Below are 24,081 nucleotides of genomic sequence, written 5' to 3'. Positions count from 1 at the left end.
TAATCTAATCTCCTTTTTTACAGATTGATAAGAAAAAACTTCTTATCTATTTCTGTTTCTCCTCCAAATACACCAGACGATGTTTTAATATTGGTCGAAGCCTTTAAAATAATTAATATGTATAAATTATAAGGACATATACACAAATCCACTAGCTGTGGATAAATATTATAAACGTAAGTGGAAAAACTTATCCACACATTACTAACAGTTGTGGATAAAGAAAAATAGTGAATTTCGTTTGAAAAAGTAAAACACAAACATCGTATCAAAAAATCGTTGTAATTACAAGCGATTTTAAGGTTATCCACAATAATCAAATTATTAACAACCCGAGTTGTCCACAGTGCATGAGTATGTTTAAAACATGTTCATAAGCTATGTGGATAATTTTTGTGCGTTATTTTTTTATACACAGGTAAAAAAGTAATGAAGATATTTTTTGTGGATAAAGTAGTGTGCTGTTCCAAAGGGAGGGTTTTAAAAAAAAATTGACAAAAGCGTACTAATTTATATATAATATCGGAGACTGTCTAAGGAACATTTTAAGATGATCAACTCAGGAGGTGTCATATAGATGAAACGTACATTCCAACCAAATAGCCGTAAACGTGCAAAAAATCACGGTTTCCGCGCACGTATGAGTACAAAAAACGGTCGCCGCGTATTAGCAGCACGTCGTGCAAAAGGAAGAAAAGTATTATCAGCATAAGTCCACTGACCATTTCAGTGGTCTTTTTTTTCTTTTAATACAACGATTAGTTGGAGCAGGTGAATGGATGAACAAGAAACAACGGATAAAAAAGAACGCAGAGTTTCAAACGATCTTTAAAAGAGGGAAATCATTTGCTAATAGACAATTTGTTATTTATTGCTTAGATAATGAAGAAGACTTTTTCCGAGTAGGGCTATCTGTTAGCAAGAAAGTTGGTAACGCAGTAGTTCGTAATCGTATTAAAAGGTATATACGTCAAACTTTTTTAGAATTAAATGATTATGTATATACAAATAAGGATTATATTATTATCGCCAGAAATCCGGCGGCCAAGTTAGACTTTCATGAAACAAAGAAAAGTCTTGAGCATGTATTTAAGATTGCAAAAGTAATGAAAAAGAAAAGCTAGTGTGAAGTCTTTATTTGAAGTGGTAAGATTAAAACTATATATATTAGTTATAATAGGGGGAAAGAAGGTTGAAAAAGAGATTATCATTAGTACTATTACTAATAGTTACAACCGCTTTACTTGCTGGATGTAGTGAATTTAATGAGCCAATCTACTCTAATTCAAAAGGCTTTTGGAATGAATATATTGTTTGGCCATTAGTTTCAGCTATTACTTATTTTAAAAATTTATTAGGTACGTATGGATTAGGGATTATAATGGTAACAATTATTATTCGATTAGCAATTCTACCATTAATGATTAAGCAAACAAAAAGTTCTAAAAATATGCAGGAAGTTCAGCCAGAACTAAAAAAACTTAAAGAAAAATACAGTTCTAAAGACGGCGCAACGCAGCAAAAATATCAGCAAGAAATGATGGCACTATTTAAAGAAAGAGGAATTAATCCAGCTGCTGGATGTTTACCTGTTTTTATTCAAATGCCAATATTAATCGGCTTCTACCATGCAATTAGTCGAATGAATAACACACCAGAAATTAACTTGGGTGATTTCTTAGGCCTTACATTAGCGGAACCAAGTATTTTCTTAGCAATTCTTGCAGGAGTAATGCAATTCATCGTTCTGCGTACAGGTCCAGCAATGGATAATCCGCAAATGAAAATAATGATGTATATTATGCCGTTTATGATTATGGGATTTGGTATTGCTTTACCTTCAGCTCTAACATTGTATTGGGTTATCGGAAATATTATCTCTATTATTCAAAATTTATTCATTTATAAACCTTGGAACAAGCGAAAAACAGAACCTGTTAAATCGGGAGGGGCAAAAAAATGAATCAGATTACGCAAACTGCACCTACAAAAGAAGAAGCTATAAATATTGCACTTGATAAGCTTGGAGTTTCGAGAGAAGATGTGTCAATTACAGTAGTGGAAAAAGGTAAAAAAGGTTTTCTGGGATTTGGAGTAAAACCTGCAGTTGTTGAAGTAACTGTTTTAGAGAAAGAAGAAATAGTCGATGTAGCTTCCGAGCAACAAGAAGTTCAAAGAGTAGAAGTAGATGAGATGAACGATTTAGAAAAAGTAGTCGAAGTAGAATCAACACCACTACTTTCAGTAGAGAAAGCAGATCATCTAAAGGACACAAATGATGTAGCTGTAAAAGAAACCATTCAATATATTAATGAAATAGCTAAAGAGATGAAAATTGATGATTTAGTAATAACTGAGAAAAAAGAAGGGAAGTTTGTTCACCTTCACTTAAATAGCGAGAAAGCAGCTCTACTAATTGGAAAGCGTGGACAAACATTGAATGCGTTAGAAAATTTATCTCAGCTAGTCGCGAATAAGTTTTCTCATTCATTTATTATTATTAAGTTGGATGTTGGAAATTACCGTGAGCGTAGACAAGAATCATTAGAACAACTTGCTGAAAGAATGGCGGACAAGGCTGTCCGTACTGGTAATAAAGTAGAGTTTGAACCAATGTCTTCTTTTGAAAGAAAGATAATTCATAATGCATTGTCTGTTCGAGTGGATATTGAGACGTACTCGGTAGGTACAGATCCAAATCGTTATTTAGTTATTGAATCAATAAAATAAAGTAAACGGATTTTAGCTATTTATTAGCTGAAATCCGTTTCTTACTTTTAAGAACGATCGTTAAGTAGCTACTACTTTTTGTTCAGATAAATAAAAGCTTCTATACTTCTGATTTTATATAATTTATGTTATTGTTATATGTTAGATAGTCATGTTCGTTTTAGTTATACACATGTGGATAACTAAAAAATTGTAAGGAGGTGGACACTTGTGGAATTTGATACAATAGCTGCTATTTCTACTCCTCTTGGAGAAGGAGCAATTGCAATAGTAAGACTTAGTGGAACTAGTGCAGTAGCAATAGCAAACAAAGTTTTTCGGTCACCAAATGGAAAAGATTTATTTACCCAAGCTTCTCATACGATACACTATGGACATTTAGTGGATCCCAGAACTAATGAGGTAGTAGAAGAAGTAATGTTATCCTTAATGAAAGGACCAAAAACTTTTACTAGAGAAGATGTAGTAGAGATAAATTGTCATGGTGGACTTGTATCAGTTAATCGTGTTCTACAACTAGTATTAATAAATGGTGCGCGACTTGCAGAACCTGGGGAGTTTACAAAACGTGCATTTCTAAATGGAAGAATTGATTTATCACAAGCTGAAGCAGTTATGGATTTAATAAGAGCAAAAACAGATAAGGCGATGAATGTTGCTTTAGGGCAAATGGATGGCCGATTATCTAGACTTATTAAAACTTTGAGGCAAGCACTACTTGAGACATTAGCGCAAGTTGAAGTGAATATTGATTATCCAGAGTACGATGATGTAGAAGAAATGACCATCCCACTAATGATAGAGAAAGGTTCTTGGGTGAGGGAAGAAATTGAAAAATTATTACTTACTTCATCTCAAGGGAAAATACTAAGGGAAGGCCTTTCCACTGCAATAATTGGAAGACCTAATGTAGGAAAATCATCTCTATTAAATAGTTTAATTCAAGAAAATAAAGCAATTGTTACAGATATAGCAGGAACTACAAGGGATATTATAGAAGAATATGTAAATGTACGTGGAGTTCCTTTAAAATTAGTGGATACAGCTGGAATTCGCGAAACTGAGGACATTGTAGAACGGATTGGAGTCGAGAAGTCACGACAGGTATTAAAAGAAGCAGATCTGATTCTACTTGTATTAAATAACGCAGAGCAGCTGACAGAAGAAGACCGAAGACTGTTTGAAGCAATCGAAGGTATGGATTACATTGTTATTATAAATAAAACTGATTTACCAAATAAATTGGATTATGACGAAGTAAAACAATTATCCGGAGATAAAAGATTAGTCACGACTTCATTACTACTAGAAGAAGGAGTCGACGAATTAGAAGAAGCAATTGCATCTTTATTCTTTGAAGGTTCCATTGAAGCATCCGATTTAACCTATGTTTCAAATGCACGCCATATATCGTTATTGCATTTAGCGAAAGCAACAATAACGGATGCAATAGAAGCAGCATATATCGGAGTGCCAGTCGACATGATTCAAATAGATGTGACTAGAACCTGGGAAATATTAGGTGAAATTATTGGAGATACAATAGAAGAAAGCTTAATTGATCAGTTATTTTCACAATTTTGTTTAGGAAAATAAAAAATGAGAGGAAGTTACGAACATGCCAAACTTTGAAGCAGGCAAGTTCGATGTGATTGTTGTTGGAGCAGGACATGCAGGAGTGGAAGCGGCACTAGCATCAGCTAAAATGGGCGCAAAAACGCTTGTTTTGACAATTAATCTTGATATGATTGCATTTATGCCATGTAATCCATCCATCGGAGGGCCAGCTAAAGGAATTGTTGTGCGTGAAATTGACGCATTAGGCGGTGCCATGGGGAAAGTAATTGATAAAACACATATTCAAATGAGAATGCTGAACACAGGGAAAGGTCCTGCTGTTCGAGCACTTCGCGCGCAAGCGGATAAAGTATTATATCAACATGAAATGAAGCGTTTGTTAGAAGAGCAAGAAAACTTAACAATCCATCAAGCTGTAGTAGAAGAATTACTTGTTGAAGACGAAAAAATTGTAGGACTCGTTACACAAGTAGGGGCTATATATAGAGCTGATGCTGTAGTCATTACAACAGGTACATTCTTACGTGGGGAAATTATTATTGGAGACCTGAAGTATTCAAGTGGTCCAAATAATCAACAACCATCGATTAAATTAGCAGATAGTATTCGTAACTTAGGATTTGACCTAGTGCGGTTTAAAACAGGTACTCCTCCACGTGTTAATAGTAAAACAGTGGATTATAGTAAAACAGAAATCCAACCTGGAGATGATGTTCCAAGAGCATTCAGTTTTGAAACAACTGAATTTATCATGGATCAATTACCATGTTGGTTAACATATACAACGGAAACAACTCATCAAATTATTAACGAAAATTTACACCTATCTCCTATGTATTCAGGTATGATTAAAGGAACTGGACCAAGATACTGTCCTTCCATCGAAGATAAAATAGTGCGTTTTAGTGATAAACCTCGCCATCAAATCTTCCTAGAACCAGAAGGAAGAAACACAAGAGAAGTATACGTTCAAGGACTTTCAACTAGTCTTCCAGAGCATGTACAACGTCGCCTGATTGCTTCTGTTCCAGGTCTTGAAAAAGCAGAGATGATGCGAGCTGGTTATGCAATCGAGTATGATGCAATGGTTCCAACGCAACTTTGGCCGACTCTTGAAACGAAAAAAGTTAAAAATCTTTATACAGCAGGACAAATTAACGGAACTTCTGGATATGAAGAGGCTGCTGGTCAAGGATTAATGGCAGGTATTAACGCAGCGTTACGAGTACTCAAAAAAGAAGAAAAAGTATTAAGTAGATCAGATGCGTACATTGGAGTATTAATTGATGATCTAGTAACAAAAGGAACAAATGAACCATACCGTTTATTGACTTCCCGTGCAGAATATCGTTTGTTATTACGTCACGATAATGCTGATTTACGCCTTCTCGAAGTAGGGTATGAAATAGGGCTTGTTCCACAAGAACGTTATGAAAGATTTTTAGAGAAAAAACAACGAATTGAAGATGAATTAAAACGTCTTCGTTCTTTCATGATAAAACCAAATGAAGCAACACAAGCGCTAATTCGAAGTGTGGAAGGTAGCGAATTAAAAGATGGAATTCGTGCTGCAGACCTGCTTAAACGTACAGAAATGAACTACGATTTAGTTGTTCAACTAGCTCCTTCTGATGTAGAGTTAACGCTTGAAGAGAAGGAACAAATTGAAATTCAAGTAAAATATGAAGGGTATATTGAAAAATCTCTTCAGCAAGTAGAAAAACTTAAAAAAATGGAAGACAAAAAAATTCCTGATCAAATTGATTATAATGCGATCTCTGGAATTGCAACGGAAGCGAAACAGAAATTAATGGAAGTACGTCCGTTGTCGATTGCACAAGCATCACGTATTTCAGGAGTAAATCCAGCGGATATCTCTATTCTACTTATTTATATTGAACAAGGAAAAATAGCTAAAATTACTGGATAGTCTAAAATGATGAGGAGAACTACATGAACGAAGAACAATTTAAACAAGCCCTTCATGAAAAAGGAATGGACCTAACTAGTACACAGTTGCAACAATTTAAAAAATACTTTGAACTATTAGTTGAATGGAACGAAAAAATGAATTTGACTGCAATTACTGATGAAGCTTCTGTCTATTTAAAACATTTTTTTGATTCAATTAGTGCTTCTTTTTATGAGGATTTTACTGGCTCTTTCTCCGTATGTGATGTTGGAGCAGGAGCTGGTTTTCCAAGTATTCCATTGAAAATATGTTTTCCAAATTTAAAAGTTACGATAGTTGATTCATTGAATAAGAGGATTCAATTTTTAACCCATTTGAGCAAAGAATTACAATTAACTAATGTACATTTTGTTCATTCTCGTGCAGAAGATTTTGGACAAAATAAAGATTATAGAGAACAATATGATATTGTAACTGCAAGGGCTGTAGCAAGACTTTCTGTTTTATCTGAACTATGTGTTCCTCTAGTAAAAGTAGGAGGAAGATTCATAGCAATGAAAGCTGCTAGCGCTTCAGATGAGTTAAAAGATGCTAAAAAAGCACTAAATATTTTAGGTTCTGAAAAAAGTGCAGAATATTCTTTTCTTTTACCTATTGAAAACAGTGAAAGAACGTTATATGTCTTTTCTAAAACAAAAAGCACACCGAAAAGATACCCTCGAAAACCAGGTATTCCAAATAAAACACCTATTATTTAATGAGGAACGTTCCACGTGAAACATTATAGTATTGTCTTCTTTATCGTGAATATGAAGTATAAAGAGTTTCTAAAAGGTGGTGCTTGTTAGATGAAAAGTCCTTTTTCACGTTTTTTCGGAAGTTCTGAAAAGCAAGGACAAGATGAAATTGTGGAGACTACACAAAATCATTTAGAAGAAGTAGTTAATGTGGCGATAGAAAAAATAGTGCCTAATAGATATCAACCGAGAACTGTTTTTGATGATGCAAAAATAGAAGAACTCGCACGCACTATTCATACGCATGGTGTAATTCAACCTATCGTCATTCGTAAAATGGACGATGAAAAATACGAGATAATTGCTGGAGAACGTCGTTTCCGTGCGATGACTAAACTAAAATGGCCGGAAGTACCAGCAATAATTCGTAATTTGAGTGATAAAGAAACAGCTTCTATTGCATTAATTGAAAATTTACAACGTGAAGAGTTAACAGCTATCGAAGAGGCAGTTGCTTATCAAAAGTTATTAAAACTACACGAACTAACGCAAGAAGCGTTAGCTCAACGACTTGGTAAAGGGCAATCGACTGTTGCAAATAAACTACGGTTGTTAAAATTACCTGATGAAGTCCAGGATTCAATTTTGAAAAAACAACTGTCAGAAAGACATGCACGTGCACTAATGCAAATTAAGGAAAAAGAAGCACAAATAAAGTTGATGAATATGTCCATAGAGTATCACTGGAATGTAAAACAGTTAGAAGATAAAGTGGAGGAGATATTAAACCCTCCAACTAAAGATGAAAAGAAATTAGTAAAACCAAAAAGAAAAGCAGTTAGTAAGGATGTAAGAATTGCATTAAATACTATAAAGCAATCTTTATCTATGGTTACGAAAAGTGGAATAAATATTAAGACTGAAGAAGAAGATACGGAAGAATTCTATCAAATTACCGTAAGAATACCTAAAAAGAAATCATAATATTATATTTTAATGAAGGGGCTGTCCAATAAGCCCATAAATTGAAGCAGGTGTAGAAAAAAGAGTCTTTTTCTACACCTGTTTTTTTGTATACTATTTTTTGTAGGCAATTGATTGCAGTGAAAGACGGCGACTCCCGCGGAAAGCGTCCGTCTGGAACGGAAATCAATACATTTGAAAAGGGACCATCTCTCAGTAAATGTGTGACTTTAGGGACAGCACCTTTTTTTTGTAACAATAATAACATTCATTTTTCTGTAAAGTTTGATAGAATGGAATAGAGTTAATAAATTTTGATGAAAGAGGTGCAAGAGTGGGAAGAATTATTGCAATAGCCAACCAAAAAGGTGGTGTAGGCAAGACAACTACATCCGTTAACTTAAGTGCCTGCCTTGCATACTTAGGGAAGAAAGTATTGCTTGTTGATATAGATCCACAAGGAAATGCTTCTAGTGGTGTAGGGGTAAATAAAGGTGATGTAAACCAATGTATTTATGATGTATTAATAGATGATGTAAGTGTAATAGAAACTATTCAAGAGACAAAAGTAGAAAACTTATATATTGTTCCAGCTACCATTTCGTTAGCAGGCGCAGAAATAGAGCTAGTTTCTACAATTTCACGTGAAGTTCGTTTAAAAAAAGCATTACAAGAAGTTCAAAGTCAGTACGACTATATTATTATTGATTGTCCCCCATCACTTGGCTTATTAACGATTAATTCACTAACAGCTTCAGATGCGATCATTATTCCAGTGCAATGTGAATTCTATGCTTTAGAAGGTTTAAGCCAACTATTAAGTACTGTTAGACTTGTTCAAAAACACTTAAATAAGAACCTCGAAATTGATGGAGTTTTATTAACAATGTTTGATGCTCGAACTAATTTAGGCATTCAAGTAATCGATGAAGTAAAAAAATATTTCCAAGATAAAGTGTATAAAACAATTATTCCGAGAAATGTTCGTCTAAGTGAAGCACCAAGTCATGGTGAACCAATTATTATTTACGATCCGAAGTCTAGAGGAGCCGAAGTATACTTAGAACTAGCAAGGGAAGTGATTCGACATGGCTAAAGGATTAGGAAAAGGTATTAATGCACTTTTTCCAGGGGAAGATTCGGTACAAGAAGAGAAAGTGGAACATATTAGTTTAACCGATATTAAACCAAACCCTTTTCAACCGAGAAAGATTTTTGATGAAGAGGCGATGAAAGACCTTTCTGAATCTATTAAAGAACACGGGGTATTACAGCCTATTATTGTTCGAAAAAAGGGTTCGAAATATGAAATAGTAGTTGGTGAGAGAAGGTTTAGAGCCTCTCAAAAGGTTAGTTTGGATCTAATTCCTGCTGTCATTCGTGAATTTAATGATCAGCAAATGATGGAATTAGCTATTTTAGAAAATTTACAACGGGAAGATTTAACACCAATTGAAGAAGCAGAAGCATATCAAAATTTAATGGAACATTTAAATTTAACACAAGAGCAGCTTGCATTTAGATTAGGAAAGAGTCGTCCACATATTGCTAATCATCTTCGGTTACTAACTTTGCCAGAAGTTGTTAAAAAAGCAGTTTCTAATGGAGTTTTATCCATGGGACATGGAAAGGCGTTACTTGGATTAAAAAAGAAAAAAACAATTCCTTTAATTATGCAAAAAACAATTAAAGAAAATTTAAATGTCCGTCAACTAGAAGCTTTAGTCCAACGATTAAACGAAAATGTTCCACGTGAAACAAAAAAAGAAGAAAAAGATATTTTTACAATTGAAAAAGAATCTGAATTAAGAGATTTATTTGGCACAGCCGTCTCTATTACTAAAAATAAAGAAAAAAATAAAGGTAAAATTGAAATTGAATTTTACTCTAATGATGATTTGGAGAGAATTTTAAAATTATTAGAAGATTAAACCAACCTATTTCTAGGGTTCCTAGGAATAGGTTGTATTTTTACAATTGGAATGAGGATTAGAGATGGTATTGTTAGGTACACTTGTGAATGCAATATTAATAGTTGTCGGATCGATTATTGGGAGACTTTTAAAAGGGATCCCAGAGAACATGAAACAAACTGTTATGTACGCAATTGGTATTGCAGTAATAGTATTAGGAATTCAAATGGGAATAGAAAGTAAAAAATTTGTACTAGTTATTGTTTGTCTCGTATTTGGAGGAGTAATTGGAGAATGGATTGATCTAGATAAATGGCTAAATAGGCTAGGTCAATTCGTAGAAAGTAAGTTTGACACTAAAAAGCAAGGTGGTAGCATTGCACAAGGGTTTGTTACAGGAACACTAATATTTGTTATTGGAGCAATGGGAGTAATAGGAGCACTAAATGGCGGCCTTCAAAATGATCATGAGTTGTTAATTAGTAAAGGAATAATAGATGGATTCACATCTATTATACTTGCAGCAACTTTAGGGATAGGAGTTTTATTGTCAGCAATTCCAGTATTTATTTATCAAGGTTTGATAGCCCTATTTGCAACACAAATTACAAAGTTAATACCAGAAGCTGCACTTGAATTATTTCTGCAAGAAATGACAGCTACTGGTGGAATTATGATTATAGCAATTGGTTTAAACTTATTGGGCTTAACGAAAATTAGAGTTGCTAATCTTTTACCAAGTTTAGTTGTTGTAGGTGTCGCTGTTGCGATTATTTATAACTTTTAAATTGTAGCGATGCCAAGCTAAGAGAAGTGAACGCGAAATTACTTTCCCCATTTCGAATGTTAAATGGAGACGTGTACTTTGCAACACATTATACTCCATAAAACCACCAATATTAACAATTGCTTTAATAGATACTTCCCCAATTGGAGGTAACTCCTTTTTAACTGCTTTACCTGGATAAAGTGGGCCAGGGTGTACAATAATTTGTCCAATATTGTTAGCATTTCCTAAACATGCATCAATGGCAATAATATAAGGCCTTTCTGGAGAATTAAGAAGTGCTTTTGTTGTTTCCTCCAAATTTAAAGCGTGCAACGGTGTGTCTAAAGTACCGACAATTTCGAATGGAAAAGAAACGAGTTGAGTTAAAAAAGAACCTGTCATTGGTCCAAGTGCGTCTCCAGTAGAGCGATCTGTTCCAATACAACAAAAAACAAGATTGGGATGATCAAAAGGAATTTGCTCTAAAAAAAAGTTACTTAATCGCCAAATAACACCTGTTTCTTTATAATAGATAGTAGATGTAGGTTGAACTGTAGTAGCTTGAGTATTCATACATAAGCTCGCTTTCTTTTTAGCATAGTATATGCATCTGTGAAATTATTTATTCAGTGAGGGTGATAAGGAATCTATGAACAAAATATTAGAAGGAATACAAAAATTCTTTTTTAACGAAGCGACTTGGATAGCATTAGGAAAGACTTCTCTAAAAATAGTCGTTATTTTATTACTTACAGGGATTCTTGTAAAAGTTGGTGGGCGGGTAATCGAAAAAGTCTTTTTAATGAGACAAAGAAGCCCGTTAGCATATTCAGAGAGAAGACAAAATACACTTTTGAAATTGATACAAAATATTTTGACATATGTTGTGTACTTCACAGCTATTATAACTATCTTATCAACGCTTGGTATAAATGTAGCTGGTCTATTAGCCGGTGCTGGGATTTTAGGATTGGCAGTTGGTTTTGGAGCGCAAAGTTTAGTAAAAGATGTAATTACCGGTTTCTTCATTGTCTTTGAAGATCAGTTTGCTGTAGGGGATCAAGTACAAATTGGGCAGGCTATAGGAGCAGTGGAGGAAATAGGACTTCGCACGACAAAAGTGAAGAGTTACACAGGAGAACTTCATATCATTCCAAATGGGAATATTGCGGAGGTTATTAATTACTCCATTCATAATTCGCTCGCTTTAATCGATGTTAGTGTCTCTTATGAATCGGATATCCCCGTAGTTGAAAAACTAATAGAAGGATATTTGAAAGATTTATCAATTAAATATGAAGAACTTGTAAAGGATCCCGTTTTACTTGGAGTGCAAACCTTAGCTGCATCTGAAATAGTTTTGCGAGTAGTGGCGGAAACAAAGCCAATGCAACAACATGGGGTAGCGAGGAATATTCGTAGAGATTTGAAAGAGTTCTTAGAGGAAAATGACATTGAAATTCCTTATCCGAAGATGGTTGTATACCAAAGTAAATAATAAGTAGGTGAATGAAGTGGGAAGCAAGCAATTTCAACTAAATGATATCGTTGAAATGAAAAAACAACATCCATGTGGCACGAATGCATGGAAAATTATTCGTATGGGAGCCGACATTCGTATAAAATGCGAGGGGTGTCAGCATAGTGTAATGATTCCTAGAAATGAATTTGAAAAGAAGATGAAAAAGCTATTAGTTCAAGCAAATCCTGAGCAAGGATAGACTTTTATACGTAAAATCAATATAATGAACAGGTTATATAGAAAGAAAATGCTTTAAAAAATTGAAGGGTTGTGACATATATGGCTTTAACGGCAGGGATTGTAGGATTACCAAATGTAGGGAAATCCACATTGTTTAATGCAATAACAAAAGCAGGTGCACTTGCTGCAAACTATCCGTTCGCTACAATCGATCCAAACGTAGGAATTGTTGAAGTTCCTGACGCTCGTTTAGATAAATTAACTGAGTTAGTTGTACCAAAGAAAACAGTTCCAACTGCATTTGAATTTACAGATATTGCAGGAATTGTAGAAGGTGCAAGTAAAGGAGAAGGTCTTGGAAACAAGTTCTTAGCTCATATTCGAGAAGTAGATGCAATCTGCCAAGTAGTACGATGCTTTAATGATGAAAATATTACCCATGTATCTGGTAAGGTAGATCCAATTTCAGATATTGAAGTAATTAATCTAGAGTTAATCTTAGCCGATTTAGAAAGCGTAGATAAACGTTTAGCACGTGTAGTAAAAATGGCTAAACAAAAAGATAAAGATGCAATGGTAGAAGAACCTATTCTTACTCGTTTAAAAGAAGCTTTTGAAGAGGGTAAATCCGGTCGTTCTGTCGACTTTACAGAAGAAGAGTTACGTGTAGTAAAAGGCCTTCATTTATTAACAGTAAAACCAATGCTCTACGTTGCGAATGTGTCGGAAGATGATATTATGGCTTCGGAAGAAAATGAATATGTACAAAAAGTACGTGCATTTGCTGCAGAAGAAGGGGCACAAGTAATTGTTGTTTGTGCGAAAATCGAAGAAGAAATGGCTGCACTTGAAGATGAAGAAAAACAGATGTTCTTAGAAGAATTAGGAATAGAAGAGTCTGGATTAGATCAACTTATTAAAGCATCTTATTCATTACTTGGACTTGCTACTTACTTTACAGCTGGTGTACAAGAAGTAAGAGCTTGGACATTCCGTAAAGGGATGAAAGCACCTCAATGTGCAGGAGTAATTCACTCTGATTTTGAAAAAGGATTTATCCGAGCAGAAACAGTTGCATATGATGATTTAGTAGCTACTGGATCTATGACAGCTGCAAAAGAAGCAGGTAAAGTTCGATTAGAAGGAAAAGAATACATTGTACAAGATGGCGACGTTATGTTGTTCCGTTTTAACGTATAAGTTCTGTTAAATTAGGCTGTTGTTTTTTAGAAACATATATTTTGTGACGAAATCCGTGCGACACCTTCGAAAAAACTAGTCGCCAAGTCACCGCAACGAGTTTATAGGAACAAATCCTAAGTTTGCGACATTCATATGTAGCAACGGATTCGTGTCCAACATACTGTTGCCCCAAGGAGGCTTGGCAGTTTGTCCGCGAAAAGCAAGCGGTTCTTCGTCAGATAATATATGATCTTTAACAGTGCCAATATATAAAAACATCAGATTTGCAATTTTGCGAACCTGATGTTTTTTCATATTATTTCATAACGTATAATTTTGGTTTAACGGGATCATCCTTGATTAATATGTTGGGCGGGTATTTTCTTAAATCTTTATACATTGCAAAATCTCCTGCTGCACCAGCAATCAGCCAAGCTCCTAAAAGTACAAGCATAGGTGATTGGATGGAGTACCCAATAATTACTGGGAGTACACCAGTTGTCCAAAAAGGTAGTAGTAATGCTTTTTTCATAGCTCTATTAGGCAAAGGGATAGAAGTAGTTGCATATGCAATCCCCATTTTAAGATTTACTCCGTAGTTCATGCTACTCCAGGGAACTTTTCCAAAGAACCAAAACCCAACTAGATGAAAACATTCATGCAAAATAATAAGTAGTACATACCCGAAGAATAATAATAGTAAATCCACGAATGAAAAAGTTATTTGAAAGCTACCGTACAAGGATATATAAATGATCATTCCAATAATGGAAAATGAAAAAGTCATAATTAAGCTTGACCAAGCCACTTTTTTTAAATCAATTTCAATGACAGATAAGATATCTTCCTGTTCATAGTTTTCCATGAATAATCCCTCCAATATAATAAATATACATGAATTAACTTAATATAACACTCTGTTCTTGATACATAGATTATTATATGGTACAATTCATTGATGTGAGTAATATAATTACTTGCTCCTTGTCGGCTTTTCATAGTCGGCCAAAGACCATAGGGAGGTGTAAATAGATGAGAAAGTACGAATTAATGTACATTATTCAACCAGCAATTGAAGAAGATGCTAAGAAAGCTTTAGTTGAGCGTTTCCAAGAAATCTTAACTTCAAATGGTGCAGAAATCATCGAAGCAAAAGAGTGGGGTAAACGCCGCTTAGCTTACGAAATCAATGACTTGCGTGAAGGTTTCTACCAAATCGTTAAAGTAAACGCTGATTCAAAAGCAATCGATGAGTATACACGTTTAGCTAACATCAATGAAGACATTATCCGTCACATTGCTGTTCGTATCGACGATATTAAAGTTAAAGCAAAAAAATAAAAATGACTAACAAAGCTGAACGAGGGAGGTTAAATACTGATGATTAACCGTGTCGTATTAGTTGGAAGACTAACAAAAGATCCGGAACTTCGCTACACGCCAAGTGGTGTTGCAATGGCAAGATTTACACTAGCTGTAAATCGCACATTCTCCAACCAACAAGGCGAAAGAGAAGCTGATTTTATCAACTGTGTCGTTTGGAGAAAGCAAGCTGAAAACACAGCTAACTTTTTGAAAAAAGGAAGTTTAGCAGGTGTTGAAGGGCGTATTCAAACGGGTAGTTATGAAGGACAAGATGGGAAACGTGTTTATACGACAGATGTTGTTGCAGACAGCGTTCAGTTCCTAGAACCACGTAGTAGCTCTGGTGACCGAAGCCAAGGTGGACAAACACCATCATTTGGCGGCGGTGGACAGCAGCAAAACTCATATCCGACATATCAGCAAAACCAACCAATGAATCAGCAAAATTATACACGTGTAGATGAAGATCCTTTTGCAAATAGTAGTGGACCAATCGAAGTATCGGATGACGACCTACCGTTTTAAAAGAATCACACGCATGTTTACTTTAATCGAAAAGGAGGCAACCTATTATGGCACCACGTCGCGGAGGCAAAAGACGTCGTAAAGTTTGTTACTTCACAGCAAACAACATTGCACACATCGATTATAAAGATGTAGATTTGTTGAAAAAATTCGTGTCAGAACGTGGAAAAATTCTTCCACGTCGTGTGACAGGAACAAGCGCGAAGTACCAACGTAAGTTAACACGAGCTATTAAAGTATCTCGTATCATGGCTTTACTTCCATTCTCTTCTGAAGAGAGATAAGTATAAATTGAAAGGACCGGGAAACCGGTCTTTTTTTGTTCCTCTTTTATATATAGGCGCTGTTAAATTAAGCCGTTGTTTTTTGGAAGAATATATTTTGTGACGAAAATCCGCGAGACTCCTGTGGTAAAACGGGGTGTTAAGACCCCCAAGCGGGCTTGTAGGAACAAATCCTGTTACCCCAAGGAGGCTTGGCAGTTCGTCCGCGGAAAGTGAGCGAATTTTACTCCATAAAAACATGACTGTTTAACAGAGCATTTATATAAAATACCAATGACCAATAGAAGGAATTTTAGTTGTAGTAGGAAATCTGTTACAATGGATAGATGATTACAACAAAGGAAGGTCCTTTATGCCAAAAAATAAAACAAACAATATAACATATGGATCCATGATGATTGCACTATTTGCTATTCTATTAGGCCTGACTTTCTATATACCATTTGTAGGTTTTATAACAGCTTTTATAGTGCTATTACCGATTGCTTGGTATAGTGCAAATTTTGAAAGAAAACAAGCTATTCTTGTAACTACCATTTCAATAATAATCTCTTTTATTATTGGAAATATTGGTGGTTTAATATTTGGACTCCTAATTGCTCCGCTTGGATTTATAATAGGAGACTCCATTCGAGGTAATAAGTCAAAGCTATATATGTTAATGGCTTCCACGATTTTTATATTATTCATGACGGCAGTTCAATACATAATTTCAATTTTAGTATTAAATATTAATGTTTTGGAGCAATTTTTAGAGAGCGTTGAAATATACTACGAACGACTAGGGAATATGATGTCCTCGGTAGGACAGTTGCCAGAAAATTACGATGCAATGGTTAATAAAAGCTTACAGCTTATTGAAGCAATTATGCCTACTTACTTTATTGGTGGAGCATTTATATTAGCTTTTATTTACTTAATCATTAATTTACCTTTGTTGAAGAAGCTTAAATTAGACGTGCCGAAGTTTTCAAAATTCGTGGATTTTAGACTTCCAAAAGCGGTATTATGGTATTATTTAATCGTATCCGTTATCACATTGATTGTGTCATTTGAAATAGGAACTTTTGGTTATTTACTCTTTGTAAATGCAGCTTTGATTTTAAGAACTCTTTTGTTTTTACAAGGGGTTTCGCTTATTCACTATTATTTTTATGTGCGAGGATGGCCAAAATCGGCTGCTATTCTGGCAACATTTTTGGCAGTTCCACTCTATACGTTTACAATAATACTTGGTGTGTTAGATTTAGGATTTAACTTACGAGGATTTTTAAAAGACAGGTACAAAAAATAAGGAGCTGATCAAGTGGCGTCTTTTTTTAGAAAACGACCAAATCGATATCCACTCGTTTTATTTATGCTCCTTGGTGGGGTTGCGTCTTATTTACTTCTTTCGAACAATGTTTTAGTTGGATCGTTATTTCCTCTGTTGGTTATTGGAGTATCCATATATGGATGGAAGCTAGAACAGCGCGTATATGAAGAAACAGAAAAGCATATCGAAACTCTTTCTTACCGAATGAAAAAAGTAGGCGAAGAAGCTCTGTTAGAGATGCCTATTGGAATTATATTAATAAATGATCAATATATCATTGAATGGGCAAATCCATATATGATGCAAAAGCTTCCATTCGATACCATTATTGGTGAGGAGCTTGTTTCTATATCTAAAGATTTTCAGCAACTTTTAAAGCAAGAGGATTCAAAGGAATTGGTTATATCCCTGGATGATAATAACTATAAAGTGTTCTACAAGGCGGAGGAAAAGCTACTTTACTTTTTCGACATAACGGAACAAGTAGAGATGGAGTCTTTATACTACGGTGATCGAACGGTAATTAGTGTGCTTTTTATTGATAATTACGATGAAATAGCACAAGGCATGGATGACCAAACACGTGGTCAGTTAAACAGTATCGTGACATCCTGTGTGAATAATTGGGGTGCGAAGTATGGAATATACGTGAAAAGAATTTCTTCCGATCGCTTTTTAGCGGTATATAATGAGTCTATTTTAGTTGAACTAGAGAAAAATAAATTTTCCATTCTAGACGATATAAGAGAAACAACTTCCAAATTTGGATTTTCTTTAACGTTAAGTGTTGGAGTAGGTGTTGGTTCTACTTCACTTGTTGAACTTGGAGAGTTAGCGCAGTCTAGCCTAGATTTAGTATTAGGTCGAGGCGGTGATCAAGTTGCTATAAAACAGCCAAATGGAAAGGTGAAGTTTTATGGTGGAAAGACAAATCCAGTTGAAAAACGAACTCGTGTTAGAGCAAGGGTTATCTCACATGCACTTCGAGATTTAATACAAGATAGCGATAAAGTATTTGTAATGGGACATAGAATGCCAGATATGGATGCTATAGGTTCTGCTGTCGGAGTGAGAAAAATGGCGGAGATGAACAAAGTTGAAGGCTACGTTGTTGTTGATTTTAATGAATTCGATAGTAGTGTGCTTCGACTAATGGATGAAATTAAAGAAAAGCCGGACCTATATAATCGTTTTATCAGTCCAGAAGAGGCTATAAATAAAATGACAGATAAAACGTTATTAGTTGTGGTGGATACACATAAACCTAGTTTAGTTATAGACGAGAAATTGCTTCAAAAAGCAGAAAAAATAGTTGTAATAGATCATCATCGACGGGGAGAAGAATTTATTTCAAATACAATGCTTGTGTATATGGAGCCATATGCATCATCTACTTCAGAACTTGTAACGGAATTAATCGAATATCAACCCAAAAATGAAAAAATATCCATGCTCGAAGCTACATCTATGCTTGCTGGGATAATAGTAGATACAAAAAGCTTTACGCTTCGAACAGGAGCCAGAACCTTTGAAGCAGCCTCTTATCTTCGGACACATGGTGCAGACACCATACTTGTTCAAAGTTTATTAAAAGAAGACCTAGACACATATATTGAGCGATCTAAAATCGTGCAGACTGTTGAATTCTTTAGAAAAGGAATTGCGATCGCTCAAGGAGAAGAGAGTATTTCATATAGCCAAGTACTACTTGCTCAAACCGCCGATATTTTATTAACAATGAGCAACGTCACTGCTTCATTTGTAATAGGGCGGAGAAGTGAATCTACAATAGGAATTAGTGCAAGATCGCTTGGGGATGTAAATGTACAGTTAGTAATGGAAAGGCTTAATGGCGGGGGGCATTTAACTAATGCGGCATGCCAATTAGAAAATAAAACAATAGAAGAAGCAATTACACTTTTAAAAGATGCCATAATGGAAATAATTGAAGGAGGAAATGCAGAATGAAAGTAGTATTCTTAAAAGACGTAAAAGGAAAAGGTAAAAAAGGAGAAATTAAAAACGTAGCAGATGGGTATGCACATAATTTCTTATTAAAAAATAACCTTGCAGTTGAGGCAAACGCTGCAGCAATTAGTGCATTAGAAGGACAAAAGAAAAAGTCCGAAAAAGAAGCTGCTGAAGAGTTAGCAGAAGCAAAAAAACTAAAAGAAGTACTAGAACAACTAACAGTTGAATTAAAAGCAAAATCAGGAAGTGATGGCCGTTTATTTGGTTCTGTCACTACAAAACAAATTGCAGGACAATTAGAAAAATCACATGGTATTAAGTTAGATAAACGTAAAATGGAATTAGACGATGCTATTCGTGCGTTAGGATATACGAATGTTCCAGTTAAACTTCATCATGAAGTAGTAGCGACACTAAAAGTTCATGTAACAGAAGAAGCGTAAGGAGAGAGGTCAATGAGCGATCCATTGTTGGACCGTGTGCCCCCACATAACCAAGAAGCTGAACAATCCGTCATTGGAGCAATATTTTTAGACCCGCAAGCATTAATAACAGCTGCGGAAATTGTCATGCCAGAGGACTTTTATCGAGTAGCTCATCAGAAAATATTCCAAACGATGCTACGACTAAGCGATCAAGGAAAAGCGATTGATGTAGTAACTGTTACAGAAGAGCTATCTTCCAAAAAAGAGTTAGAAGATGTAGGTGGTATTTCTTACATCAGTGAAATTGCAAATACAGTCCCTACGGCAGCGAATATTGGACATTATGCAAAGATAGTGGAAGAAAAATCGATATTACGTCGACTAATTCGAGTAGCTACAACAATCGTAGAAGATGGGTTTACTAGAGAAGATGAAGTAGAAGCCTTACTGTCAGAGGCTGAACGAAAAATGATGGAAGTTGCCAACAGAAAAAATGCTGGTGACTTTAAGCATATAAAAGATGTTTTGGTGGAAACATATGATAACATCGAAAAACTTCATACAAGAAAAGGCGATGTTACAGGTATTCCAACAGGGTTTCGTGATTTAGATAAAATTACTGCTGGCTTCCAGCGAAATGATTTAATCATTGTAGCCGCGCGTCCATCTGTAGGGAAAACAGCTTTTGCACTTAATGTTGCACAGAATGTGGCAACGAAGACGGATGAAAATGTAGCTATCTTTAGTTTGGAGATGGGTGCGGAGCAATTGGTCATGCGTATGCTTTGTGCTGAAGGGAACATCGATGCTCAAGTACTTCGAACGGGTTCTCTTACAACAGAAGATTGGCGTAAGCTTACAATGGCAATGGGTAGTTTATCAAATGCAGGTATTTTTATCGATGATACTCCTGGTATTCGAGTGAATGAAATTCGTGCGAAATGTCGCCGATTGAAGCAAGAACATGGACTTGGAATGATTTTAATTGATTATTTACAGCTCATTCAAGGGAGTGGTGGAAGTCAAGCAAATCGTCAACAAGAGGTATCTGAAATTTCTCGATCACTAAAAGGTTTGGCTCGTGAACTTAAAGTTCCAGTAATTGCACTCTCTCAGCTTTCACGTGGAGTGGAGCAACGTCAAGATAAAAGACCAATGATGTCCGATTTACGTGAATCTGGTTCTATTGAGCAAGATGCCGATATCGTATCGTTTTTGTACCGAGAAGATTACTATGATAAAGAAACTGAAAACCAAAATATGATTGAAATTATTATTGCAAAACAGCGTAATGGTCCTACTGGAACAGTGACGCTTGCATTTGTAAAAGAATTTAATAAATTTGTGAATATTGATTGGAGCCAACATCAAGCCCCACCAGCATCATAATACAAACACGAACATATTGATGTTTGCCACATTAATCGTTCGTGTTTTTAATTGTTATTGGTTGACTCAAAGCTTGGTGCTTGGTACAATTACACTGTTTGAATCAGGACATAAAATGTCTGACGGAGGTGTTGGCAATGCCATCAGTAGTAGTAGTAGGAACACAATGGGGAGACGAAGGTAAAGGGAAAATTACAGACTTTCTCTCTGAAAATTCTGAAGTAATCGCTCGTTATCAAGGCGGTAATAATGCAGGACATACCATTATTTTTGGAGGAGAAACATATAAACTTCACTTAATTCCTTCAGGGATTTTTTATAAGGACAAGATCTCAGTTATTGGAAATGGTATGGTAGTAGATCCAAGAGCTCTTGTGAAAGAATTAAAAGGTTTACATGATCGTGGAGTATCAACAGAAAATTTACGTATTTCCAATCGTGCACACGTAATTTTACCATATCACTTAAAACAAGATGAAGTGGAAGAAGCGCGTAGAGGTGCTAATAAAATTGGTACTACAGGTAAAGGAATTGGTCCAGCTTACATGGACAAGGCTGCACGTGTTGGTATTCGTATGGCAGATCTTCTTGATTACGAAGTATTTAAAGAAAAATTAGAGCGTAATTTAGAAGAAAAAAATAGAATGTTCGAGAAATTTTATGAAACAAAAGGATTTACTGTTGAAGAAATTTTAGAAGAGTTCTATGGCTACGGTAAAGAAATTGAAAAATATGTTACAGACACGTCAAAAGTATTAAATGATGCTTTAGATGAAGGCCGTCGCGTACTTTTTGAAGGTGCCCAAGGTGTTATGTTGGATATTGATCAAGGTACATATCCATTTGTTACATCTTCTAACCCTGTGGCTGGTGGAGTAACAATTGGTGCTGGTGTGGGACCAACGAAAATTTCGCATGTTGTTGGTGTTTGTAAAGCCTATACTTCTCGTGTTGGAGATGGTCCATTCCCAACGGAACTATTTGATGAAGTTGGAAATCAAATTCGTGAAGTTGGTAAAGAGTATGGGACAACTACAGGACGACCACGTCGTATAGGCTGGTTTGATACAGTTGTAATTAGACATGCTCGTCGCGTTAGTGGTTTAACTGATTTAACGGTTAACTCCATTGATGTTTTAACTGGTTTAGAAACAGTAAAAATTTGTACTGCGTACAAATACAAAGGTGAATTAATTACAGAATATCCAGCAAACCTTCGTACTCTTGCAGAATGTGAACCAGTATACGAAGAACTACCAGGCTGGAGTGAAGATATTACATCATGTAAAACACTAGATGAGCTTCCTGAGACAGCTCGTCACTATTTAGAGCGTATTTCACAGCTTACAGGTGTACCAATCTCTATTTTCTCAGTAGGACCTGATCGTACTCAAACAAATATTATCTCAAGTGTTTGGAGATAAATTAAGTTAATAAATAAAAACCGTCAAGAAATGAAACATTCTTGGCGGTTTTTTGTTATTTAATGACAAAAAAATTAATGTCATAGCAATATTAATCTTCTATTATTACAAATATAACAAAGACCATATGCAGACTTGTGTATAAAAAAAGGATATTTTGGTGAAAACTAAAACATTATAGAAACTAATACGAAACAGAAGTATTATATTTTACAAATTAGTAACGTTAATAGGAAATAATGGGACTTAAAATACATTTTGTTTACAAGATTGATTATTAGTACACTTACCCATTTCAAATATGTTAAATTTAATTTAAGTGACGTAAATAAAAAGTGAAATATTTTATTTGTTTTGGAAGGGGCTTTATCATGTTTTGGAAAAGAATGAATGAGGAACAAAAGCAACTAAATGTTTCTTCAAACAGAAAGTCAAATATGGTTAAAAAAGCAGCCGTATCAGTTTTACTAATTTCAAGTGTTTCTTTTAATATGGCTTTTGCTAATGAACGTGAAGATACTACGTTAAAAGAAATTTATCATATATATTCAAATGGGCAGTATATAGGTGCATTAGCTGATAAATCAGAAATGCAAGCAATAATTGATCAAAAAGTTAAAGATTCGAGCTCCCAGTATGAAAACCTCCCTTTAAAAGCAGGATCTAACTTATCAGTGGTATCGGAACAAGTTTTTACACCATCTACAAATGATGAGGCAACACTTCAAAAGCTGGATGAATTAATTGAAGTAGAAGCAACTGCATTTGCACTGTTGGTTAATGACGAGATGGCGGTCTACGTCAAAGACCTGGATGCTTATCAAGAAGTTATTCATAAACTAAAATTACATTTTGTTTCAGAAGAAGAGTTAAACGTACTGGAAGCTCAAAAGAGTTCTACTGAAGTTTTACCCGAATTAAAAGAAGGTGAAACACGTATTGCGGATTTAATTTTAAAACAAAAAGTATCTGGCGTTACAGTAGATGTGAACCCAAATAAGATTGTGTCACCGGACGACGCAGTTAAACTTCTACTAGATGGTACATTAGAACAAGAAACATATAAAGTAGCTGAAGGAGATGTATTGGGGACAGTTGCAAGTAAGTTTAATCTAACAACTTCTGAGCTTTTAGCGATTAATCCTGACATTACGGAGTCTAGTGTTTTGCAAATAGGTCAAGAGTTAAATGTAACGGTCTTAAAACCACTTATTAATGTAGAAGTTCATTATGAGAAAAAAGCTGTAGAAGAAATAAAACATACGAAAAAAGTAATAGAGATAGATGAGATGTATAAAGGTGATACAAAGGTAAAGCAAGAAGGTACTGACGGTAAAAAAGTAGCAACTTACTTAATACGTAAAGAAAATGGAATTCAAGTTGGCCAATCTGTTAAAGAAGAAACGATACTTGTTCAACCAACAGATCATATTGTGCTAAAAGGAACAAAAGTGATTCCTTCTCGTGGTTCTGGTGTATTTGCGTGGCCTGCTGAAGGTGGATATATATCTAGTAAAATGGGACACCGCTGGGGCCGACAGCATGAAGGAATAGATATTGCTCGTCCTAATGGATTTAATATTAAATCTGCTGATAACGGCACTGTTGTAGCTGCTGGATGGGATGGAACATATGGTAAACGAGTGATTATAGACCATAACAATGGCTACAAAACAACATATGCTCATCTTTCTTCTATAAGTGTGGATGTAGGAGATGTTGTACCTCAAGGTTCCAAAATAGGTGTAATGGGAAGTACTGGCCGTTCAACAGGCACTCACTTACATTTTGAAGTGGATAAAAACGGGGTAACGATTAATCCATTAACTGTGTTAGACTAATATTATGTTAGAGACGGTCACTTGTTTGGCTGTCTCTTTTTTATATAGTTTACATA

The 24,081-nt window shown here is 35.1% G+C and carries 25 protein-coding genes; 23 read left to right on the top strand and 2 right to left on the bottom strand.

Translation table 11 applies throughout. From position 1 onward, the window contains the following. Positions 1-577 precede the first annotated feature (577 nt). The 11 genes from rpmH to MHB48_RS20305 all read left to right on the top strand — a co-directional run bounded on the left by rpmH (position 578) and on the right by MHB48_RS20305 (position 10,620). Complete coding sequence (gene rpmH, locus MHB48_RS20355; protein ID WP_093275488.1) at positions 578-712, top strand: 50S ribosomal protein L34; 135 nt, start codon at positions 578-580, stop codon at positions 710-712. Positions 713-779: 67 nt separating this feature from the next. After that, on the top strand, positions 780-1,124 hold the full coding sequence (gene rnpA, locus MHB48_RS20350; protein ID WP_342599607.1) for a ribonuclease P protein component: 345 nt from the start codon (positions 780-782) through the stop codon (positions 1,122-1,124). Between the two features lie 68 nt (positions 1,125-1,192). Further along, positions 1,193-1,963: a membrane protein insertase YidC gene (yidC, locus tag MHB48_RS20345; RefSeq protein WP_342599606.1), complete on the top strand. Its 771-nt coding sequence runs from the start codon at positions 1,193-1,195 to the stop codon at positions 1,961-1,963. Then, on the top strand, positions 1,960-2,730 hold the full coding sequence (jag, locus tag MHB48_RS20340) for an RNA-binding cell elongation regulator Jag/EloR (RefSeq protein WP_342599605.1): 771 nt from the start codon (positions 1,960-1,962) through the stop codon (positions 2,728-2,730). The genes yidC and jag overlap by 4 nt, the downstream gene beginning before the upstream one ends. A gap of 210 nt (positions 2,731-2,940) precedes the next feature. Beyond that, positions 2,941-4,326 carry a tRNA uridine-5-carboxymethylaminomethyl(34) synthesis GTPase MnmE gene (mnmE, locus tag MHB48_RS20335; RefSeq protein WP_342599604.1) on the top strand — a complete coding sequence of 462 codons (1,386 nt, stop codon included), beginning with the start codon at positions 2,941-2,943 and terminating at the stop codon, positions 4,324-4,326. Positions 4,327-4,348: 22 nt separating this feature from the next. Beyond that, complete coding sequence (gene mnmG / locus MHB48_RS20330) at positions 4,349-6,238, top strand: tRNA uridine-5-carboxymethylaminomethyl(34) synthesis enzyme MnmG (protein WP_342599603.1); 1,890 nt, start codon at positions 4,349-4,351, stop codon at positions 6,236-6,238. A gap of 23 nt (positions 6,239-6,261) precedes the next feature. After that, a complete protein-coding gene (rsmG, locus tag MHB48_RS20325; protein ID WP_342599602.1) occupies positions 6,262-6,978 on the top strand; it encodes a 16S rRNA (guanine(527)-N(7))-methyltransferase RsmG in 717 nt (238 codons plus the stop codon). Between the two features lie 90 nt (positions 6,979-7,068). Continuing rightward, a complete protein-coding gene (noc, locus tag MHB48_RS20320; RefSeq protein ID WP_342599601.1) occupies positions 7,069-7,941 on the top strand; it encodes a nucleoid occlusion protein in 873 nt (290 codons plus the stop codon). A gap of 313 nt (positions 7,942-8,254) precedes the next feature. Continuing rightward, on the top strand, positions 8,255-9,016 hold the full coding sequence (locus MHB48_RS20315; protein ID WP_342599600.1) for an AAA family ATPase: 762 nt from the start codon (positions 8,255-8,257) through the stop codon (positions 9,014-9,016). Next, positions 9,009-9,851: a ParB/RepB/Spo0J family partition protein gene (locus MHB48_RS20310; RefSeq protein ID WP_342599599.1), complete on the top strand. Its 843-nt coding sequence runs from the start codon at positions 9,009-9,011 to the stop codon at positions 9,849-9,851. Before MHB48_RS20315 ends, MHB48_RS20310 begins: the two co-directional genes overlap by 8 nt. Before the next feature lie 64 nt (positions 9,852-9,915). After that, complete coding sequence (locus MHB48_RS20305) at positions 9,916-10,620, top strand: DUF554 domain-containing protein (protein ID WP_342599598.1); 705 nt, start codon at positions 9,916-9,918, stop codon at positions 10,618-10,620. On the opposite strand, the gene yyaC is transcribed toward MHB48_RS20305, so the two are convergent. Further along, positions 10,576-11,175 (bottom strand): spore protease YyaC, encoded by a 600-nt coding sequence (yyaC, locus tag MHB48_RS20300; RefSeq protein ID WP_342599597.1) that lies wholly within the window; start codon positions 11,173-11,175, stop codon positions 10,576-10,578. The two genes, MHB48_RS20305 and yyaC, sit on opposite strands and share 45 nt — an antisense overlap. Positions 11,176-11,251: 76 nt before the next feature. On the opposite strand from yyaC, the gene MHB48_RS20295 reads away from it, so the two are divergent. The 3 genes from MHB48_RS20295 to ychF all read left to right on the top strand — a co-directional run bounded on the left by MHB48_RS20295 (position 11,252) and on the right by ychF (position 13,504). Beyond that, positions 11,252-12,100 carry a mechanosensitive ion channel family protein gene (locus MHB48_RS20295; RefSeq protein WP_342599596.1) on the top strand — a complete coding sequence of 283 codons (849 nt, stop codon included), beginning with the start codon at positions 11,252-11,254 and terminating at the stop codon, positions 12,098-12,100. 16 nt (positions 12,101-12,116) lie between these two features. After that, positions 12,117-12,323: a DUF951 domain-containing protein gene (locus MHB48_RS20290; RefSeq protein ID WP_342599595.1), complete on the top strand. Its 207-nt coding sequence runs from the start codon at positions 12,117-12,119 to the stop codon at positions 12,321-12,323. A gap of 80 nt (positions 12,324-12,403) precedes the next feature. Then, positions 12,404-13,504, top strand: a complete 1,101-nt coding sequence (gene ychF, locus MHB48_RS20285; RefSeq protein ID WP_342599594.1) for a redox-regulated ATPase YchF — start codon at positions 12,404-12,406, stop codon at positions 13,502-13,504. A 298-nt stretch (positions 13,505-13,802) separates the two neighbouring features. Here the strand turns inward: ychF and MHB48_RS20280 are convergent, their stop codons facing one another. Then, positions 13,803-14,351: a DUF3267 domain-containing protein gene (locus MHB48_RS20280; protein ID WP_342599593.1), complete on the bottom strand. Its 549-nt coding sequence runs from the start codon at positions 14,349-14,351 to the stop codon at positions 13,803-13,805. A gap of 167 nt (positions 14,352-14,518) precedes the next feature. On the opposite strand from MHB48_RS20280, the gene rpsF reads away from it, so the two are divergent. The 9 genes from rpsF (at position 14,519) to MHB48_RS20235 (ending at position 24,025) form a co-directional block, all read left to right on the top strand. Continuing rightward, the gene (gene rpsF, locus MHB48_RS20275; protein WP_090567343.1) at positions 14,519-14,827 is read left to right on the top strand and encodes a 30S ribosomal protein S6; all 309 of its coding nucleotides are present in this window, start codon (positions 14,519-14,521) and stop codon (positions 14,825-14,827) included. Positions 14,828-14,866: 39 nt separating this feature from the next. After that, positions 14,867-15,376 (top strand): single-stranded DNA-binding protein, encoded by a 510-nt coding sequence (gene ssb / locus MHB48_RS20270; protein WP_340925030.1) that lies wholly within the window; start codon positions 14,867-14,869, stop codon positions 15,374-15,376. A gap of 47 nt (positions 15,377-15,423) precedes the next feature. Beyond that, positions 15,424-15,660 (top strand): 30S ribosomal protein S18, encoded by a 237-nt coding sequence (gene rpsR, locus MHB48_RS20265; protein ID WP_093275428.1) that lies wholly within the window; start codon positions 15,424-15,426, stop codon positions 15,658-15,660. Between the two features lie 352 nt (positions 15,661-16,012). After that, complete coding sequence (locus MHB48_RS20260; RefSeq protein ID WP_342599592.1) at positions 16,013-16,954, top strand: DUF2232 domain-containing protein; 942 nt, start codon at positions 16,013-16,015, stop codon at positions 16,952-16,954. Between the two features lie 12 nt (positions 16,955-16,966). Then, positions 16,967-18,943: a DHH family phosphoesterase gene (locus tag MHB48_RS20255; protein ID WP_342599591.1), complete on the top strand. Its 1,977-nt coding sequence runs from the start codon at positions 16,967-16,969 to the stop codon at positions 18,941-18,943. Beyond that, complete coding sequence (gene rplI / locus MHB48_RS20250) at positions 18,940-19,389, top strand: 50S ribosomal protein L9 (RefSeq protein WP_340925026.1); 450 nt, start codon at positions 18,940-18,942, stop codon at positions 19,387-19,389. Before MHB48_RS20255 ends, rplI begins: the two co-directional genes overlap by 4 nt. 12 nt (positions 19,390-19,401) lie before the next feature. Further along, positions 19,402-20,760 carry a replicative DNA helicase gene (dnaB, locus tag MHB48_RS20245; RefSeq protein ID WP_342599590.1) on the top strand — a complete coding sequence of 453 codons (1,359 nt, stop codon included), beginning with the start codon at positions 19,402-19,404 and terminating at the stop codon, positions 20,758-20,760. Positions 20,761-20,897: 137 nt separating this feature from the next. Beyond that, positions 20,898-22,184: an adenylosuccinate synthase gene (locus tag MHB48_RS20240; RefSeq protein ID WP_342599589.1), complete on the top strand. Its 1,287-nt coding sequence runs from the start codon at positions 20,898-20,900 to the stop codon at positions 22,182-22,184. Positions 22,185-22,555: 371 nt separating this feature from the next. After that, on the top strand, positions 22,556-24,025 hold the full coding sequence (locus MHB48_RS20235; protein WP_342599588.1) for a M23 family metallopeptidase: 1,470 nt from the start codon (positions 22,556-22,558) through the stop codon (positions 24,023-24,025). The last annotated feature ends 56 nt before the right edge of the window (positions 24,026-24,081 follow it).

The sequence above is a fragment of the Psychrobacillus sp. FSL H8-0483 genome (assembly GCF_038637725.1).
Taxonomy (GTDB): domain Bacteria; phylum Bacillota; class Bacilli; order Bacillales_A; family Planococcaceae; genus Psychrobacillus.
The sequence above is the reverse complement of the archived record's forward strand: the minus strand, read 5'-3'. Positions and strand labels throughout refer to the sequence as shown.